Below are 18,011 nucleotides of genomic sequence, written 5' to 3'. Positions count from 1 at the left end.
CCCCGCGCCTCAAACGCCGGCGGGGCTGAAAGATCGGGGCTCCGCTCGGACCCCGCGCCTCAAACGTCGGCGGGGCTGCGATTCGGGGTGGTTACGGGGCCAGGCCCGTTTTGGCGCCCGCGCCGCAGAGGGGGATGACGGCCGTGCGGCCCTGCAAGGGGTCGGTCGGGGACGTGGGGCCCACCGCCGCCCAGCAGGCCGCCGCCGTCGGTTCCACGAAGAGGCCGCGCCGGGCCAGGTCCCGCTGGGCCTCACGCAGCCGGTCGTCCGGGACCGTCACGAAGGTGCCGCCGGAGGCGCGGACCGCGGCCAGGATCTGGCGGGCGCGCGGCGGTGCCGGGATCGCGATCCCCTCGGCCAGGGTCGGCCGCTGTTCCACCGGAGCGGCATCCTCGGCGCCCGCCGCGAACGCCTCCGCGAGCGGGGCCACCGCCTCCGACTGGACCGCGATCAGGGCCGGCGGCCTGACGCCCCGTCGGGCCAGCTCCTGCGTCGCCAGCGCGGCCCCGAGCAGCAGCGTGCCGTTGCCCACCGGGACCACCAGCGCCTCGGGCAGCCGTCGGCCCATCTCCTCCCACACCTCGTACACGTAGGTCTTGGTCCCGTGCAGGAAGTACGGGTTGAACACGTGGCTCGCGTAGAAGACGCCGGGGGCGTCGGCCTCCTTGCGGGCGGCCAGGGCCGCGGCCTCGCGGCCGCCGGGGACCACGCGGACGGCCGCCCCGTGTGCCCGCATCTGCTCGGTCTTCTTCTCCGATGTCCCCTCGGGCACGAAGATCTCGCAGTCGAGTCCGGCCCGTGCGCAGTACGCCGCCACCGACGTCCCCGCGTTGCCGCTGCTGTCCGCCACGACGCGCTGCGGCGCGAGCCGGCGGGCGAGCTCCACGAGCATCACGGCGCCCCGGTCCTTGAAGGACAGGGTCGGCATCAGGAAGTCGAGCTTGGCGTGAACCCGTTCCCCCAGCGGGATCAGCGGAGTGTGCCCCTCCGCCAGGGAGAGGGAGAACGCCCCCGGCAGCGGCAGCACCGGCCCGTACCGCCACAGCGAGTTCGGTCCGGCCGACGGTTCGAGCGCCGCGTCCGGGTCCGGCGTGAAATCGAGGTCCCAGGGTCCGCCGCACAGAGGGCACCCCCAAGGCGCGGTCCGGACGTCGGCGCGTGTACCGTCCTCGGAGCAGACGTAACCGGGGGGTGCGTGCGTCATGTGCGGAGCGCCTTTGGTCGGTCATGGCCGGGGTATGGCACGGATGTTACGCGTTCGTTGTCCTCTTGTCGGGTCGCGCCGAGGGTGGGTCAACCTTTCGGAGGCGACCGCCCGTTGGGCCATCTGCGTTGTCATGGCCACGCTTGCGAGGCTTCGCCGCCCCCCCGCAATGCACCACCTAAGAGGAGGACCCGTCACATGCCAGTGATGCGTCACAGACGCCGGAAGATCGCCGGTATCAGCGCGGCCGCGGTCGTGGCCATCGCCCTGGGTTCGGCCGCCGCCGCGCTGCCCGCCTCGGCCGCCGACGGCGGCGCGCGGGGTGTGGTCCAGAACGCCGGGGCCCCCGGGACCGTGCCCAACAGCTACATCGTGACGCTGAAGGACACCGCGCCCCGCTCGACCACGGCGAGCGGCAAGCTCGTCGCCAAGAAGTACGGCGCGAAGATCGACCGGACCTACAGCGCGGCCCTCAACGGCTACTCCGTCGAGGTCTCCCAGGCGCAGGCCGAGAAGATCGCCGGGGACCCGGCGGTCCAGTCGGTCGTGGCCAACCGCACCTTCACCGTCAACGCCACGCAGCCGGGCCCGCCGTCCTGGGGCCTGGACCGCGTCGATCAGCGCGCGCTGCCGCTGAACCAGAGCTACACCTACCCGGACAAGGCGGGCGAGGGCGTCACCGCGTACGTCCTCGACACCGGTGTCCGCATCACGCACCAGGACTTCGGCGGACGCGCCTCCTACGGCTACGACGCCATCGACAACGACAACACCGCCCAGGACGGCCACGGCCACGGCACGCACGTCGCCGGCACCGTCGCGGGCGGGTCGTACGGCGTGGCGAAGAAGGCCAAGATCGTCGGCGTCCGCGTCCTCGACAACGAGGGCTTCGGCACGACCGCCCAGGTCGTCGCGGGCATCGACTGGGTGACGCGCAACGCCGTCAAGCCGGCCGTCGCCAACATGTCGCTCGGCGGCGGCGCCGACACCGCGCTCGACACGGCCGTCCGCAACTCCATAGCCTCCGGCATCACCTACGCCGTGGCCGCGGGCAACGAGTCGGCCAACGCCTCCACCAAGTCCCCGGCGCGTGTCGCCGAGGCCATCACCGTCGGCGCCACCACGAACACCGACGCCAAGGCGAGCTACTCCAACTACGGCCCGGCCCTGGACCTCTTCGCGCCCGGCTCCGCCATCACCTCCGCATGGGGTACGGGCGACTACGCGACCAACACCATCAACGGCACCTCGATGGCCACGCCGCACGTCGCGGGCGCGGCCGCCGTCTACCTGTCGCAGAACCCGGCCAGCACCCCGGCCCAGGTGGCCACGGCACTGATCGGCTCCTCGACCCCGAACGTGGTGGGCGGCCCCGGCACCGGTTCGCCGAACCGCCTGCTCCACGTCACCGCCCTGGGCCCCGTCCCGCCGGGCAAGCGCTTCGAGAACACCACCGATTACGCGATCAACGACCAGGCGACCGTCGAGTCCTCGATCGCCGTCAGCGGCGTGGTGGGCAGCGCCCCGACGACGCTGAAGGTCCCGGTCGACATCAAGCACACGTACATCGGTGACCTGAAGGTCGACCTGGTCGCGCCCGACGGCACCGTCTACACGATGCACAACCGTTCCGGCGAGGGCGCCGGCAACATCATCCGGACCTTCACCGTGAACGCCTCCTCCGAGACGGCGCCGAACGGCACGTGGAAGCTCCGGGTGAACGACAACTCCACCGGCGACACCGGGAAGATCGATTCCTGGGCCCTGCAGTTCTGAGGGGCGAAGCCGGCGGCCGTGACTGAGCCGTGAGGAAACAGCGGGGGCGACCGATTGACGGTCGCCCCCGCTGCGTACTATTCGCGCATCCGTCCGCGCCCGCCGTGGTGCCTCCTGGCACCCCGCGATGCCCTCTGCCACCTGCGATGGAGTCCGACCCCTTGAGCATCCCGCCGAGTCCTCCTCCCGGACCGGGCCACTCCTGGCCCCCGCCGTCGCCGCAGCCGGGGTGGGGATGGGGACCGCCGCTCGGCCAGGGGTCGCAGCCGCCGGCGCTCAACGGCTTCGCCCTCGCCTCGCTCCTCGCCGGACTGCTCTGTTTCCCGCCGCTCGGCATCGCCTTCGGCATCGCGGCGCTCGTGCAGATCGCGAAGAAGGGCGACCGGGGCAGGGTCCTGGCGATCACGGGGCTGGTGGTCTCCGTCGTGATGACCGGTGTGATGGCCCTCGCCCTCGGCCGGCTGGTGCAGGCGGCTCCCGCCCGGTTCGACGGCCTGACCGAATACACCGAAGTCGACGGCGAGCTGCGGGACATCGGCGACCTCAAGGCGGGCGACTGCTTCAACGTCCCCGGCGGGGACCTGTTCGACGAGCGGCCGCTCATGTACGCGGTCGACTGCTCCCGCGTGCACCATGGCGAGGTCACGGCGTCGACGGCGGTGGGAGCCGCGGACGCCCCCGATTCGAGCGAGGGCGACCGGGCGTCGGAGGACGCCTGCTGGAAGGCCCAGGACGAGTACGCGATGGACACCTGGGCTCTGCCCGACTTCGCGGAGATGTTCTACTACGCCCCCTCGTCCGAGTCCTGGCGGGAGGGGGACCGGCAACTGCTCTGCGTGATCGGCACGACGGAGGAGGAGTGGCGCGGCAGCCTGCGCCGGGACGCGGGCATGCTGAAGCCGGAGCAGGCGGCCTTCCTGCGGGCGGCCAACGGCGTGGAGTTCGTCATGAGTCGGCCGCCCGTGGAGGAGGTCGACGACGCGCTCCAGAAGTACCAGGCATGGGCGCGCGAGATGCACGCGGTGCTGGGCGAGGAGGCGAAGGTCCTCCAGCAGGACGCGGCCCGGCCGGGGCTGGAGAAAGCCGTTCCGGCCCAGCTCAAGGAGATCGAGGTGGCCCGCGCGGCCTGGCAGCGCGCCTCCCAGGCGAGGACGGGGACGGAGTTCGACCGGCTGTGGGACCGGGCGCTGGCCGCGATGTCCCTGGAGACGGAGAAGGCGCTGCGCGGCGCGTACGGGCTTTCGACGGAGGTTCCGCGGTGGCTCCAGGACAGCCCGGAGGGCACGGAGGACCCGGAGGCCGGGCCCGCCCGGATGCCCTCGTCGCGGTCGGTGTGACGTCTCCGGGGTAACGCGCGGTAACGGGTTTGAGTGACCTGGCTTCATCACTTCGGGTGAAACTCTGGCCCTTGCTTGCGGTCTTTAACCATCGGTTGCCAGGGTGTAGCTGTCTGTCAACCTGATGGGAGTGGCCAGTGACTTTCGGTGAGCAGCCGGCCTATCTGCGCGTGGCCGGGGATCTTCGACGCCAGATCGTCGACGGTTCTCTGCCCCCGCACGCCCGGCTCCCCTCCCAGGCACGCATCCGCGAGGAGTACGGGGTCTCCGACACCGTGGCCCTGGAGGCGCGCAAGGTCCTCATGGCGGAGGGACTGGTCGAGGGCAGGTCCGGGTCCGGTACGTACGTGCGCGAGCAGCCGGTGCCGCGGCGGGTGGCCCGTTCCGGCTACCGCACGGGCGGCTCCTCGACGCCGTTCCGCCAGGAGCAGGCCGACTCCGGCGCGCGGGGGACGTGGGAGTCGAGCAGCGAACAGGCGGGCGCGCCCGCGGAGATCGCGAAGCGGCTCGGCATCGAGCCGGGCGAGCGGGTGATGAGGACGCGGTACGTCTACCGCGACGCGGGCGAGACGATGATGCTCTCGACCTCCTGGGAGCCCCTGGCGGTGACCGGGCGGACCCCGGTGATGCTGCCCGAGGAGGGCCCGCTGGGCGGCTCCGGGGTCGTCGACCGGATGGCCGCGATCGACGTCGTCGTCGACAACATGGTGGAGGAGGTCGGCGCACGGCCCGGCCTGGCGGAGGAACTCCTCCTGCTCGGCGGGGTCCCGGGGCACGTGGTGCTGGTGATCGGCCGCACCTACTTCGCCTCCGGCCGCGCGGTGGAGACAGCCGACGTGGTCGTCCCGGCCGACCGCTACCGCCTGGCGTACCACCTCCCGGTGCGCTGACAGGCCGACGGCCGTCCGTACGGCCGTCGGCCCCCGACCCGCCGGGGCTTCGCCGGATCCGGCGACCCGGCGGGTTTCGGCGCGATGGTGATCGCCCCCGGCCGCCCCGAACTGCGCCTTCCGCGGGCCGGCCGGGCGGCCGCGCCGTCCCGGGGTGTGCCGTAGCGAAGGCCGGAACCCCCCTCTTCCCGGGCCCTCGGGCCGCCCGGGCGACCGGTCCCCCCGAAGCTACCTGCGGGTATACCCCTCCGTAGGAAGGCCGGGGGCCGTGGTCGCGCTTCCCGGCTGCCCGTATGCGCCCCGGTTCGGACCGGCGCGCGCGGCGCACTCGTACGCATGGCCGGATGCGTACGCCTGCCAGGTACCTCTTCGTGAAAAACCGTATCCGCTCCGTAAAGGTCGGGCGTAAGGTCGGGCATATGCGCAATGCGGTTTCCCGGGCAGATACGTCGGCGGAGGGTGAAACGCGATGAACGACAGCGGTGCACTGCTTCCGTGGCTGGTCATACGTCAGGACGACAACGGCAACCGCTACCGGGTGGGCCGGTACGCCACCCGGGCCGAGGCCCAGAAGGTCGCCGACAGCCTCGACGACCGAGGACACAAGCAGCTCTACTGGGTCGAGCGGATCGGTCAGACCGCCACGATGAACTGAGCTGAGCGGCGCCTCACGGCGCTGGCATAGGCTCCGCCCATGACGGTACGAGTGGTCGTGGGCGGAGCCCTTTGTCATGAGGGGCGCCTGCTGGCCGCCCGCCGCAGCGCACCGCCGGAGCTCGCCGGACGCTGGGAGCTGCCGGGCGGAAAGGCCGAACCGGGTGAGTCCGTCCCCGAGGCGCTGGTGCGCGAACTGCGCGAGGAGCTCGGCGTGGAGACCGAGCCGCTGGAGCGGATCCCGGGGGAGTGGCCGCTGAAACCCGGGCTGGTCCTGCACGTGTGGACGGCGCGGCTGCTCTCCGGGGTGCCGGCGCCGCTGGAGGACCACGACGAACTGCGCTGGCTGGGGCCGGAGGAGCTGGAGTCGGTGGACTGGCTCGACCAGGACCGCCCCGCCGTCGCCGAGGCAGGCCGCCGACTGCGCGACGCGGACGGCGACGGGAGCAGCGGGAACGACGGGAGCGGCGAAGGCGGCGGGGGCGCGTGACGCTCGCGTTCTAGGCCGTCTGCGCCACAGTGCGCCGGTGGGTTCGGGATCGAGTGGTACGACGCCCTGAATATCGGGTATGTCGCTATTAATCCCTATCTCGTCCCCCTTTCGTCCCAGACGAACCGGACTGGGGTCGCTGCTGGCCCGGGAAGTGATCGGCGTGATCGACACAGACGGTGAGTGCGCCGAGTGGGCCTTCCCCGCCGAGCCCGGCGCCGTCCGCACCGCCCGCCACGCCGTCCGCGGAACCCTGCACGAGTGGGGCCTCGAAGCCGTCGGCGATGTGACCGTCCTGCTGGTCAGCGAGCTGGTGACCAATTCCCTGCGCTACGCCTCCGGCCCCATCGGCGTCCGCCTGATACGGCGCAATCCGGCCGCCCAGGGCCCCGCGGACACCCCTGTCGGGGGCCCCGCGCTGCTTGTGGAGATCTCCGATCCGCTTCCGGATCCGCCCCGGGAGCGGGTGGCCGACTCGGAGGACGAGGGGGGCCGCGGACTGCACCTCGTGGCCGCCTCCTCGCAGCGATGGGGAACACGTCACGGGAAAACAGGGAAGACTGTGTGGTTCGAGTTGGCTCTTCCTGGTGAGTAACAAGGTGAGCGGTGGCGGGGGACCCCCCGCGGCGCCTCCCGGCGGTCGCCGGGAGGGGGGCCGGGGGAGATCGCGCGACATGGCTTGAAATCATCGAGACCGTGCTGTGATCGTGAACGCCGTGCCGTCCGGGGTCGTGGTGCTGAATACTGCCGTCATGGCCGGTCCGGTTGCGGTGAGCTGGAGGGGACGGTCGCGTGAGCGAAATACCTGCGCAGGCACATCAGGCCGACGTGCCTCGGGAGACATGGCACGACGCCCTGTGGCACAGCAGTCCGCCTGGCTCGATATATGACTACATAAAGGTCGCATCCTTCTCGATCGGGCCCGACGGGTTCATCGACCAATGGAGCCTGCGTGCCGAGGAGCTCTTCGGACTGACGGCCGCCCAGACCGTCGGGCGCGACCCGGTCGACGCCTTCATGCCCCCCGAGTTGCGCCCGGACGCCCACCGCAAGGTCGCCGAGATCCTCGACGGCAAGGAGTGGACGGGCCTGATCCCCTTCCGGATCCCGGGCGGGAACGGCGCGCACGGCGTGGCCGAGATCTATGTGATGCCCACCCAGACCGAAACCGCGGAACGGGCCGCCCTCTGCGTCGTCGTCGACGTACGGGCGCTGCGCCGCATCGAATCCGACCTTGCCGCTTCACAAGCCATATTCGGCCAATCCCCCTTCGGCTTCCTGCTCTTCGGCACGGACCTCACCGTGCAACGGGCCAACCGCCGCTTCGCCACCGTCTTCGGCGGCACCGCCGAGACGCACCGCGGCCGCACCGTGCACGACTACCTGCCCGCGCACGAGGCGGACCGGATGGCCGATGCCCTGCGCCGGGTGCTGGACACCGGCGACGCGGTCACCGACCTCCGGATCACCGGATCCACCCCGCGCAGCCGGGAGAACCGCCACTGGTCCATCAACCTCTACCGCGTGCACGGCGGCAGCGGTCGCCCGATCGGTGTCGCCGGCATCGGCACGGACGTCACCCGCCGCCACCTCGCCGCCCGCGAGGCCGCCGGGGTCCGGCGCAATCTCGCCCTCCTCAACGAGGCCGGGCACCGCATCGGCAACTCCCTCGACCTGGAGACCACCGCCCGGGAACTCCTCGACGTCACCGTCCCGGGCTTCTGCGACCTGGCCGCAGTCGACCTCTACCAGGGGCTGCTGCTCGGCGACGACGACCGGCCCGCACGGCCCCAGGGGCCCGGCGTGCCCAGCCTGCCCGGCCAGGGCCCGGCCCGCACGCCCTCCGCCGCCCTGCGCCGGGTGGCCTTCGCCTCCGCCGTCTCCGACGCCCCGCTGTCCGGGCCGGGCGCGCTGGTCGCCGTCGGTGACATCCACCGCTATCCGGCGGCCTCGCCGGGCGCGCTGGCCCTGCGTACGGCACGGCCGCGGCTGATCGAGGGCGGCGGGCCGGAAGACCTCGTGCAGTCCACCCTGGTGGTGCCGATGGTCGCCCACGACACGGTGGTCGGACTCGCGCAGTTCTCCCGTACGAAGGGCAGCGAGCCCTTCGGCGAACGGGACCGGGCGGTGGCCGTGGAACTGGCCGCACGCGCCGCGGTGTGCATCGACAACGCACGCCTGTACCGGCGCGAGCACGAGCGGGCGCTGATCCTGCAGCGCAGCCTGCTGCCCCCCGGCGACCCGGAGGCGGCGGGCCTGGACATCGCCTGCCGCTACCTGCCGGGCAACGCGGCCACCGAGGTCGGCGGCGACTGGTTCGACGTCATCGAACTGCCCGGCCACCGCACGGCGCTGGTCGTCGGCGACGTCATGGGCCGGGGCCTGCGGGCCGCCGTCGCCATGGGCGAACTGCGCACCGCCGTACGGACCCTGGCCCTGCTGGACCTCGAACCGGCGGAGGTGCTGACCGCGCTCGACGAGATCGCGCGCGGGCTCGGCGCACCCGGCGGCTCCCAGCAGGCCTCCCGCGCCGCCCTGCACTCCCGGGACTCGGACCGCTCGGAGGTGTACCTCGCCACCTGCGTGTACGCGGTCTACGACCCGGTGACGCGGCGCTGCACCATCGCCAACGCCGGCCACATGCCGCCGGTGCTGGTGTCGCCGAACCAGGCCGGACCGGGCGAGGACCGGGAGCCCATGCCCGCCCTGCTGCTGGAGGTGCCGCCCGGGCTGCCGCTCGGGGTGGGCGGGGAGCCGTTCGAGGAGGTCGAGGTCGAACTCCCCGAAGGCGCCCTGCTCGCCCTGTACACCGACGGGCTCGTGGAGTCCCGGGACCACCCCCTGGAGGAGGGCCTGCGCGGCCTGCGCGCCGCGCTGGCGGATCCGGTCCGCCCCCTGGAGGATGTCTGCGACCACGTGCTGAACACCCTGGACACCCGGCACGGCGAGGACGACATCGCCCTGCTGATGGCCCGGGTGCAGGGGCTGCCCGTGGACGCGGTCGGGGACTGGCAGCTGCCGCGGGAGGCCCGCTCGGTGGGCCGGGCGCGGGAACTGGCCCGGGCCAAGCTGCCGGCGTGGGGCCTGGAGGGCCTGCTGGACACCACCGAGCTGCTGGTCAGCGAACTCGTCACCAACGCCCTGCGCTACGGAGAGGGCGAGATCCGGCTCCGGCTGCTGCTGGACCGGACGCTGGTGTGCGAGGTGTGGGACGCGAACCTGGTCCAGCCGCGGCGCCGGCGCGCCCGCGACACCGACGAGGGCGGCCGGGGCCTGCAGCTGGTGGGCCTGCTGTCCGCCGGGTGGGGCACCCGGCGCACCCACCGGGGCAAGACCGTGTGGTTCGAGCTGCCGCTGCCGGGCGCGGCGGAGGAGGGCGTCACGGAACTCTCGGCGGAGCAGCTCCTCAACATGTACGGCTGACGGGCCCGCGGGGAGCCGGGTTGCCGCCGCACCGCGGCAGCCCGGCCCCGCCCGGTGCCCGGCCGTTCAGGCAGCGCCCTGCTTCAGGGCGGCCAGGCGGGCCTCGATCTCACTGCGGCGGTCCAGGTCGTCCAAGGACTCGAACTGCGCGTCCAGGGAGGACGCGGCCAGCTCCTGCTTGCCCAGGGCCATCGCCTCCTCCCGCCGCACCTTCTCCTCGAAGCGGCTCAGGTCGCTCGTCGGGTCCATGACGTCGATGCTCTTCACCGCGTCCAGCATCGTGTTCTGCGCCTGCGCGGTCCGCGCCCGGGCCACCAGCTCGTCCCGCTTCGCCTGGAGCTCCGCCAGCTTGTTCTTCATCGACTCCAGGCCCGACTTGAGCTTGTCGACGACCTCCGTCTGCGCGGCGATCGTCGGCTCCGCCGTCCTGGCCTCCTTCTCCGACTGCAACTGCCGCCCCAGCGCCACCTTCGCCAGGTTGTCGAACCGGTCGGCCTCCGCAGTGGCCCCCGACGCCCTCAGCTCGTCCGCCTTCCGGCTCGCGGCCAGGGCCTTGGAACCCCACTCGGCCGCCGCGTCCACGTCCTCCTTGTGGTCCGCCTCCAGCATCCGCAGGTTGCCGATCGTCGTCGCGACCGCCTGGTCCGCCTCCGAGATGTTGTTGCTGTAGTCCCGGATCAGCTGATCCAGCATCTTCTGCGGGTCCTCCGCCTGGTCCAGCAGCGCGTTGATGTTGGCCTTGGCGAGCTGGGTGACCCGGCCGAGGATGGTCTGCTTGCTCATGATGGGTCTCTCCTGGTGAGGGATGGTCTGTCCGGTACGGGACCCGCGCCGCGGGAGGTTCAGAAGCGGCCGCCGCCGCCCATGCGGCCCCGGGTGCCACCGCCTCCGAAGGAGCCCGGGCCGCTGCCACCGCCGCCGCTGCCGCCGAATCCGCCGAAGCCCCCACCGCCCCCGCCGAAGCCGCCGCCGAATCCCCCACCGCCCCGGCCGCCCCGCAGGATCTCGCCGAGGATGATCCCGCCCAGTACGGCGCCGCCCTGCCCGCCGCCGCGCCGGCCCGCGTACGGGTCCTGGTACGCCCCCACGTCCTGCTCCGCCAACTGCTGCGCCTGCCGCGCGAGCGCATCCGCCTGCTGGGCCTCCGCCAGCGCCTCCGACGGGTCGCCCGCCGCCAGCGCCCCGGCCCGCTCCAGATGCCGGCCCGCCTCCGCCAGCCGCGTGCGGGCCTGGCTGCCCACCGCGCCCCTGCTCGTGGTGATGTAGTCCGTCGCCGCGCCGATCGCACTGCGCGCCGCGAGCATCGCCTGGTCCAGCAGGGCCGCCGCCCGCTGCCGGCCCGACTCCCGCTGCCGGGCCCCGGCCAGGGCCTCGTCCAGGGCCGCGTCGGCCTCCTCCACGCGGCGCAGGGCGTCGATCGGGTCGTAGCGGCCGGCCGCCTGCTCCTGCCGTACGTCGGCCAGTACGGCCTCGGCCCGGCCGATGCGCCCGCGCAGGTCCGCCGTCGAGGTGCCCTCCGCTGTGCCGGTGAGCAGCCCGCGGGCGTCCGCGAGGTCGGTCTCCGTCTCGGTCAGCGCGCCCGGCAGCTTCCCGGCCGCCTCGGCCAGCTCCTGCGCCCGCCGCTCCACGGCGTCCATCAAGGTCGCCGCCTGGTCCACCGCGCCCTCGGCGGACCGCACGTGTACGGCCGCCGCGCCGTTCCCGCCCGCGTCGACGGCAGCGTGGGCCAGGCCCAGGTTGGTCGCCGCGAACAGCAGCCGGTCCTTGGCCTGCCCGGGGTTGGAGGAGACCGGCGCGGAAGCGGAGTCGGCGTACCGCCGGGCCAGCGCGGTCAGGGTCGCCTCGGCGGTGGTGGTGCGCCCGGTCAGCTCCAGATAGCGCTCCTCCACGGCCGCCAGGGCCTGCGGGGCGTTCTTCTCCAGGTCCCGCAGGCGGTCGAAGTCCGCCGCCTGGGCGTCGAGCCGCCGGTTCGCCTCGGTGCAGCGGGCGACGATCTCGTCCAGCATCCGGCGCCGGGTCGCGTCGTCCTCCGGATAGGCATCGTCGAGCTGCTGGCGCAGCCGGAAGGCGTGCGTCAGCTCACCCTTGGCGTACTCCACGGCCGCGGTGAACGGGGCGGCCGCCTCCTCGCCGAACTGCGCGGTGGCGAAACCGAGTTCCTCGGCGCTGGTGCGGACCGCGTCGTCCGTCTCCACCAGCAGGGACTTCGCCCGGCCGTCCAGCTCCGGCAGCGGGAGGCGGTCCGGCGCGCCCTCGGGCCAGCCCGGCCCGGTCGTCGTACCGCGGCCGCCGGTCGCAGCGTCCTTGCGCCTGCGGCGGGTGTAGGCGTACACGCCGAGCGCCCCGGCCGCGCCGACCGCGACCACCGGGAGCACGTAGTCCCCGGCGCCGCTCCCGCCGCTGCCGCCGCCGGGGTCGGCCGGGCCGGGGGTGATGGTCGGAGCCGGTACGGGCTGACCGCCGAGGACCGCGTTGTAGCCGTTCGCCGCGCCGATCGCCGCGCCCGCCCAGTCGTTCTGCCGCAGGGCGGGCTCGATCGCGGTACGCGCCACCTCCGCCAGCTGCCGCTCGGTGAAACCGGAGTCGACATCGGCCGAATAGGCGTACTGGCGGTCCCCGGTGGCCACCGCCAGCAGGACGTCGTCCCGGCCGAGGCCGTTGCGCTGTGCGGTGGCGTCCGCCCAGCTCTGCGCGGAGCGCCCGGAGAAGTCCTGCACGTACGCCACGAAGAGCTGGATCTTCCGGTCGGCGTACAACTTGTCGAGGGCGGCGGTGACGGCGGACTTCCGCTCGCCGAGCGCGCCGACGAGGTCGGTGATCTGCCCCTGGCGCTCCAAGGCGACGGGGTCCTCGGCCCGCGCGGGCGGAGCCTGCGCGGCGCCCCAGCCGCCGACCGCCAGCAGTCCGGCGGCCAGGGCGAGCCCGGCCCGTGCGAGTGCTCTGCTGCGCGGCTCGGTTCTCGGCGGGATCACATTTGGGAGGGTATGAGTGCTTTTCTGCGCCCGCATCCGGAGGACAGGCCAGTGACCCGGCCAGGGGGCGGTCGTTGGCAGGCCATGAAGAAGATCATGACTGCGGCCGTGCTCACCGTGGCCGCCCTCGCCCTCACCGCCCCCGCACACGCCGACAACGACTCGAACTTCGGGGGAGGGGTGAACGCGGCCAACAACTGGAACTTCACCGCGGCCGCCGTCTGCCTCCAGGAGGTCGCCGTCGTCCCCGTGCTCGGAGACTACGTGTCGGACCACGTCAACAACTGCTCCAACGGAAACGTCATCGACCACTCCGGCCGCTGACCGGCACCGGGCCCGCTTCCCCTGCCGCGGGGGCGGGCCCGGCCCGCCCTCAGGGCCTCCGGCGCCCGATCTTGCTGCCGAGCCAGACCAGCGGGTCGTACTTGCGGTCCACCGCCCGCTCCTTCAGCGGGATCAGCGCATTGTCGGTGATCTTGATGCCCTCGGGGCAGACCTCCGTACAGCACTTGGTGATGTTGCAGTAGCCGAGCCCGTGCTCCTCCTGCGCGGCCCGCTTGCGGTCGAGGCCCGCGTCCGAGGCCGCGTCCAGGGGGTGCATGTCGAGCTCCGCCACCCGCATCAGGAAGCGCGGACCCGCGAAGGCGGGCTTGTTCTCCTCGTGGTCACGCACCACGTGGCAGGTGTCCTGGCACAGGAAGCACTCGATGCACTTGCGGAACTCCTGTGAGCGCTCCACGTCGATCTGCTGCATCCGGTAAGCGCCCGGGGCCACCCCCTCCGGCGGCACGAAGGCCGGGACCTCCCGCGCCTTCTGATAGTTGAAGGACACGTCCGTGACCAGGTCCCGGACCACGGGGAAGGCGCGCAGCGGTGTGATCGTGATCGTCTCGGTCCGCTCGAAGGTGGACATGCGCGTCATGCACATCAGCCGCGGCCGGCCGTTCACCTCGGCGCTGCACGAGCCGCACTTGCCCGCCTTGCAGTTCCAGCGCACCGCCAGGTCGGCCGCCTGGGTGGCCTGGAGGCGGTGGACGATGTCGAGGACCACCTCACCGTCGTGCACCTCGACCGTGAAGTCCGCAAGCGATCCGCCCTCCGCGTCGCCCCGCCAGATCCGGAAGCTCGCGTCGTACGTGCTCATTCGTTCTCCTTGAGTGGGCAGCGGCAGGCTTCAGCCGGGGAGGAACGCATACGCGGCTCGGTACGGCGAATGGGCGGAAATGAGCGCTGCGTGATGCTGCGGCCTGGGCTTGTGTCCGAATATCGGCCGGTTCTAGCGTTCGGGACGTGGGGACTTCCTCTGTGAAGCGGGCGTTCAAGTACCGCTTCTATCCGACGAACGCACAGGCCGCGGAGCTGATGCGGACGTTCGGCTGCGTGCGGAAGGTCTACAACCTTGCTCTGGCAGTCCGCAGCGAGGCGTGGTCGGTGGCAGCAGAGCGGGTCGGCTACGGGCAGACGTCGGCCATGCTCACCGCGTGGAAGAAGACCGAGGAGCTTGCCTACTTGTCCGAGGTGTCCTCGGTTCCGCTCCAGCAGGCCCTTCGGCACCTGCAGAACGCATTCGTTGGATTCTGGTGCAAGCGGTCGCGGTTTCCGAGGTTCAAGTCGAAACGGAAGTCGCGTGCCGCCGCGGAGTACACGCGCAGCGCGTTCCGGTATGCCGACGGTCGGCTGGTGCTGGCGAAAATGGCCGAGCCGCTCGACATCGTGTGGTCCCGGCCGCTTCCCGCAGGCGCCGTGCCGACGACGGTCACAGCGTCTCGGGACAGCGCCGGGCGCTGGTTCGTGTCGCTGCTGTGCGAGGACACGCCCGCCCCGATGCCCGCCTCCACGACAGCGGTCGGTATCGATGTCGGGCTGACGTCCCTGATCACGCTCTCCACCGGGGAGAAAGTGATCAACCCGAAGCATGAAGGACGGGACCGGAAGCGACTGACGCGCGCACAGCGGGTGCTGGCGCGGAAGGAGAAGGGAAGCAAGAACCGGGCCAAAGCCCGCGTTCGTGTGGCAAGGGTTCACGCACGGATCGCGGACCGGCGCAGAGATCACCTGCACAAATTGTCGACTCGACTCGTGCGCGAAAACCAAACGCTCGTGATCGAGGAGCTGGCCATCGACAACCTGCTCAAGAACCACAAGCTCGCCCGCGCCATCAACGATGCCGCATGGCGCGAACTGCGGACCATGCTGGAGTACAAGGCAGCCTGGTACGGACGTGAGCTGATCACCGTTGACCGCTGGTTTCCCAGCACGCGCCTGTGCTCCGCCTGCGGGGTACTCGCCGAGGCCATTTCCCTGGCTGTCCGTGAGTGGACGTGTCAGAGCTGCGGAACGGGTCACGACAGGGACGAGAACGCAGCTGTCAATCTTCTGGCCGCCGGGCTGGCGGTCACTGCCTGTGGAACGGATGCAAGACCTCAACGAGAGTCCTTCTCTCGGTCGGGGCGGTCCGTGTCGAAGCAGGAAACCCCACCCGTGAGGGTGGGAATCCCCTCCATATGAGGAGTGGGAAACGTCAATCGTACAGCTCCTCTTCGGCGAGGTACTTGACCAGCTCTTCCTTGTCGAACAGTGCGAGCAGGTCGGGGCGGATGGGGTCGGTGCGGGTCCGGACCAGCTCGATCCGGTCGGCCGCCGGGTCCGCCGGTACGGGGGCCACCGGCCGGCACAGCAGGTTCACCGGGCGCCAGGTCCGCTCCATCGCCGGGCAGTCCTCGCGGGTGTGCCCGCCCCGGCTCTCGGTGCGCTCCAGGGCCGCGCGGGCCACGCACTCGCTGACCAGCAGCATGTTCCGCAGGTCCAGGGCGAGGTGCCAGCCGGGGTTGAACTGCCGGTGGCCCTCGACGCCGGCCCGGGCGGCCCGTACGCGCAGGGTCGCGAGCCGCTCCAGGGCCTCGGCCATTTCGCCCTCCCGGCGGATGATGCCGACGAGGTCGTTCATGGTCGTCTGGAGTTCCTGGTGGAGGGTGTACGGGTTCTCCGCGCCCTCGGCGGCATGGAACGGGGCCAGCGCCTCCGTGGCGGCCGCGTCGATCTCGGCCTGGGAGACGGCCGGGCGCACGGAGGGGGAGGCCGCGTACGCGGCGGCGTGCAGCCCGGCCCGCCGTCCGAAGACCAGCAGATCGGACAGGGAGTTCCCGCCGAGCCGGTTCGAGCCGTGCATCCCGCCCGCGACCTCACCGGCCGCGAAGAGCCCCGGGACCCCGACGGTGGCCGCGGTCTCGGAGTCGACGGCGATGCCGCCCATCACGTAGTGGCAGGTGGGCCCGACCTCCATCGGCTCCGCCGTGATGTCCACGTCCGCCAGCTCCTTGAACTGGTGGTACATGGACGGCAGCCGCCGCCTGATCCGCTCGGCCGGCATCCGCGTGGACACGTCGAGGAAGACCCCGCCGTGCGGGGAGCCGCGGCCGGCCTTCACCTCCGAGTTGATCGCCCGCGCCACCTCGTCGCGGGGCAGCAGCTCGGGCGGACGCCGGTTGTGGTCCGGGTCCTCGTACCAGCGGTCGCCCTCCTCCTCCGACTCGGCGTACTTCTCCTTGAAGACGTCGGGGACGTAGTCGAACATGAACCGCTTGCCCTCGGAGTTGCGCAGCACCCCGCCGTCGCCGCGCACGGACTCGGTGACGAGGATCCCCTTCACCGACGGCGGCCAGACCATGCCGGTCGGGTGGAACTGCACGAACTCCATGTTGAGCAGGGGAGCACCCGCGAGGAGGGCCAGTGCGTGGCCGTCGCCGGTGTACTCCCAGGAGTTGGAGGTGGTCTTGAAGGACTTGCCGATGCCGCCCGTGGCCAGGACCACGGCCGGGGCCTCCAGCACGAAGAAGCGGCCGGACTCGCGTTCGTAGCAGAAGGCCCCCGAGACCCTCTCCCCGTCCTTCAGGCTGTGGTCCTTCAGAACCCTGGTGACCGTGCACTCCTGGAAGACCTTGAGCCGGGCCTCGTAGTCCCCGTACTCCTTGAAGTCCTCCTGCTGCAGGGCGACGATCTTCTGCTGGAGGGTGCGGATCAGCTCCAGGCCGGTGCGGTCGCCGACGTGCGCGAGGCGGGGGTACTCGTGCCCGCCGAAATTGCGCTGGGAGATCCTGCCGTCGGGGGTGCGGTCGAAGAGCGCGCCCCAGGTCTCCAGCTCCCAGACCCGGTCCGGGGCCTCCCTGGCGTGGAGCTCCGCCATCCGCCACTGATTGAGGAACTTCCCTCCGCGCATGGTGTCGCGGAAGTGCACCTGCCAGTTGTCGCCCTCGTTGACGTTGCCCATGGAGGCGGCGATCCCGCCCTCCGCCATCACCGTATGGGCCTTGCCGAACAGGGATTTGCAGATCACGGCGGTACGCGCGCCCCGCTCGCGGGCCTCGATCGCGGCCCGCAGCCCCGCGCCGCCCGCGCCGACGACGACCACGTCCCACTGCTGCCGTTCCACTTGAGCCATGTCAGAAGAACCTCGGATCGGTGAAGGCGCCGCTCGCCAGCAGGTACACGTAGAAGTCGCACAGGGCCACGCTGATCAGGGAGGCCCAGGCCAGCTGCATGTGGCGGGAGTTGAGCCGGCTGATCCAGCCCCAGAGGCGGTAGCGCACCGGGTGCTTCGAGAAGTGCTTGAGCCGGCCGCCCATGATGTGGCGGCAGGAGTGGCAGGACAGCGTGTAGGCCCAGATCAGCACGATGTTGACCAGGAACAGCAGGGTTCCGAGGCCCATGTGGCCCCACTGGTAGTGCTCGTCGCGGAAGGTCAGCACGGTGTCGTACGTGAGGATGGCCGCCACCGGGATCGCCGCGTAGAAGAAGTACCGGTGGGCGTTCTGGAGGATCAGCGGGAAGCGGGTCTCGCCGGTGTACTTCGCGTGCGGCTCGGCGACGGCGCAGGCGGGCGGCGAGGCCCAGAAGCCCCGGTAGTAGGCCTTGCGGTAGTAGTAGCAGGTCAGCCGGAAGCCGAGCGGGAAGACCAGGATCAGCAGCGCGGGGGATAGGCCCCACCAGCTGCCGAAGAGGTCCCAGTTGGGCCCGCCGCGCATCTCCTCGCAGTTCTCCGCCAGGCACGGGGAGTAGAACGGGGAGACGTAGGGGGCCGCGTAGTAGTCGGCGTTCGCGAAGGCCCGCCAGGTCGAGTAGACGATGAAGGCGAGCAGCCCGGCAGCGGTGCCGGCGGGGGCCAGCCACCACCGGTCGGTCCGCAGGTGCCGGGCCGCGATCGCGGCCCGCGAGGCGTCGTGGACGCCGCCGGGCGGCTGCTGGGGTCGTTCCGTGCCTGTGGCCAAA

15 protein-coding genes are annotated in these 18,011 nt (G+C 71.9%); 9 read left to right on the top strand and 6 right to left on the bottom strand.

The window, feature by feature from the left end; all coding sequences use genetic code 11:
* Positions 1–91: 91 nt before the first annotated feature.
* Positions 92–1,204, bottom strand: coding sequence for a threonine synthase (locus E6U81_RS29025; RefSeq protein ID WP_136233007.1), 1,113 nt, complete (start codon positions 1,202–1,204; stop codon positions 92–94).
* A 198-nt stretch (positions 1,205–1,402) separates the two neighbouring features.
* Here E6U81_RS29025 and E6U81_RS29020 point away from each other — a divergent pair, with 198 nt between their 5' ends.
* From E6U81_RS29020 to E6U81_RS28990, 7 genes are all read left to right on the top strand, one after another.
* Positions 1,403–2,980: a S8 family peptidase gene (locus E6U81_RS29020; protein WP_136233006.1), complete on the top strand. Its 1,578-nt coding sequence runs from the start codon at positions 1,403–1,405 to the stop codon at positions 2,978–2,980.
* A 161-nt stretch (positions 2,981–3,141) separates the two neighbouring features.
* Complete coding sequence (locus tag E6U81_RS29015; protein ID WP_168714764.1) at positions 3,142–4,317, top strand: DUF4190 domain-containing protein; 1,176 nt, start codon at positions 3,142–3,144, stop codon at positions 4,315–4,317.
* A 137-nt stretch (positions 4,318–4,454) separates the two neighbouring features.
* Positions 4,455–5,207 carry a GntR family transcriptional regulator gene (locus tag E6U81_RS29010; RefSeq protein ID WP_136233004.1) on the top strand — a complete coding sequence of 251 codons (753 nt, stop codon included), beginning with the start codon at positions 4,455–4,457 and terminating at the stop codon, positions 5,205–5,207.
* A gap of 469 nt (positions 5,208–5,676) precedes the next feature.
* Complete coding sequence (locus E6U81_RS29005) at positions 5,677–5,862, top strand: SPOR domain-containing protein (protein ID WP_030664389.1); 186 nt, start codon at positions 5,677–5,679, stop codon at positions 5,860–5,862.
* A 39-nt stretch (positions 5,863–5,901) separates the two neighbouring features.
* Positions 5,902–6,351 carry a (deoxy)nucleoside triphosphate pyrophosphohydrolase gene (locus E6U81_RS29000; protein ID WP_136233003.1) on the top strand — a complete coding sequence of 150 codons (450 nt, stop codon included), beginning with the start codon at positions 5,902–5,904 and terminating at the stop codon, positions 6,349–6,351.
* A 154-nt stretch (positions 6,352–6,505) separates the two neighbouring features.
* Complete coding sequence (locus E6U81_RS28995) at positions 6,506–6,946, top strand: ATP-binding protein (RefSeq protein WP_136233002.1); 441 nt, start codon at positions 6,506–6,508, stop codon at positions 6,944–6,946.
* 197 nt (positions 6,947–7,143) lie between these two features.
* Complete coding sequence (locus E6U81_RS28990; RefSeq protein ID WP_168714763.1) at positions 7,144–9,774, top strand: SpoIIE family protein phosphatase; 2,631 nt, start codon at positions 7,144–7,146, stop codon at positions 9,772–9,774.
* 66 nt (positions 9,775–9,840) lie between these two features.
* Here the strand turns inward: E6U81_RS28990 and E6U81_RS28985 are convergent, their stop codons facing one another.
* Positions 9,841–10,557 (bottom strand): PspA/IM30 family protein, encoded by a 717-nt coding sequence (locus E6U81_RS28985; protein ID WP_136233001.1) that lies wholly within the window; start codon positions 10,555–10,557, stop codon positions 9,841–9,843.
* A 59-nt stretch (positions 10,558–10,616) separates the two neighbouring features.
* Positions 10,617–12,689, bottom strand: a complete 2,073-nt coding sequence (locus E6U81_RS28980; RefSeq protein ID WP_240804071.1) for a TPM domain-containing protein — start codon at positions 12,687–12,689, stop codon at positions 10,617–10,619.
* 141 nt (positions 12,690–12,830) lie between these two features.
* Here E6U81_RS28980 and E6U81_RS28975 point away from each other — a divergent pair, with 141 nt between their 5' ends.
* Complete coding sequence (locus E6U81_RS28975; RefSeq protein ID WP_136233030.1) at positions 12,831–13,070, top strand: hypothetical protein; 240 nt, start codon at positions 12,831–12,833, stop codon at positions 13,068–13,070.
* A 49-nt stretch (positions 13,071–13,119) separates the two neighbouring features.
* Here the strand turns inward: E6U81_RS28975 and E6U81_RS28970 are convergent, their stop codons facing one another.
* Positions 13,120–13,890 carry a succinate dehydrogenase/fumarate reductase iron-sulfur subunit gene (locus E6U81_RS28970; protein ID WP_136232999.1) on the bottom strand — a complete coding sequence of 257 codons (771 nt, stop codon included), beginning with the start codon at positions 13,888–13,890 and terminating at the stop codon, positions 13,120–13,122.
* 218 nt (positions 13,891–14,108) lie between these two features.
* Between E6U81_RS28970 and E6U81_RS28965 the strand changes: the two genes are divergently transcribed.
* Positions 14,109–15,254, top strand: coding sequence for a transposase (locus E6U81_RS28965; protein ID WP_240804070.1), 1,146 nt, complete (start codon positions 14,109–14,111; stop codon positions 15,252–15,254).
* Between the two features lie 13 nt (positions 15,255–15,267).
* Here E6U81_RS28965 and E6U81_RS28960 read toward each other — a convergent pair whose 3' ends face one another.
* Together E6U81_RS28960 and E6U81_RS28955 are read right to left on the bottom strand one after the other, a co-directional pair.
* On the bottom strand, positions 15,268–17,184 hold the full coding sequence (locus E6U81_RS28960; RefSeq protein ID WP_136232997.1) for a fumarate reductase/succinate dehydrogenase flavoprotein subunit: 1,917 nt from the start codon (positions 17,182–17,184) through the stop codon (positions 15,268–15,270).
* Position 17,185: 1 nt separating this feature from the next.
* A complete protein-coding gene (locus E6U81_RS28955) occupies positions 17,186–18,010 on the bottom strand; it encodes a hypothetical protein (RefSeq protein ID WP_136232996.1) in 825 nt (274 codons plus the stop codon).
* Position 18,011: the final 1 nt, after the last annotated feature.

The organism is Streptomyces sp. A0592, from assembly GCF_004795115.1.
In the GTDB taxonomy this organism is placed as follows: domain Bacteria; phylum Actinomycetota; class Actinomycetes; order Streptomycetales; family Streptomycetaceae; genus Streptomyces; species Streptomyces erythrochromogenes.
The sequence above is the reverse complement of the archived record's forward strand: the minus strand, read 5'-3'. Positions and strand labels throughout refer to the sequence as shown.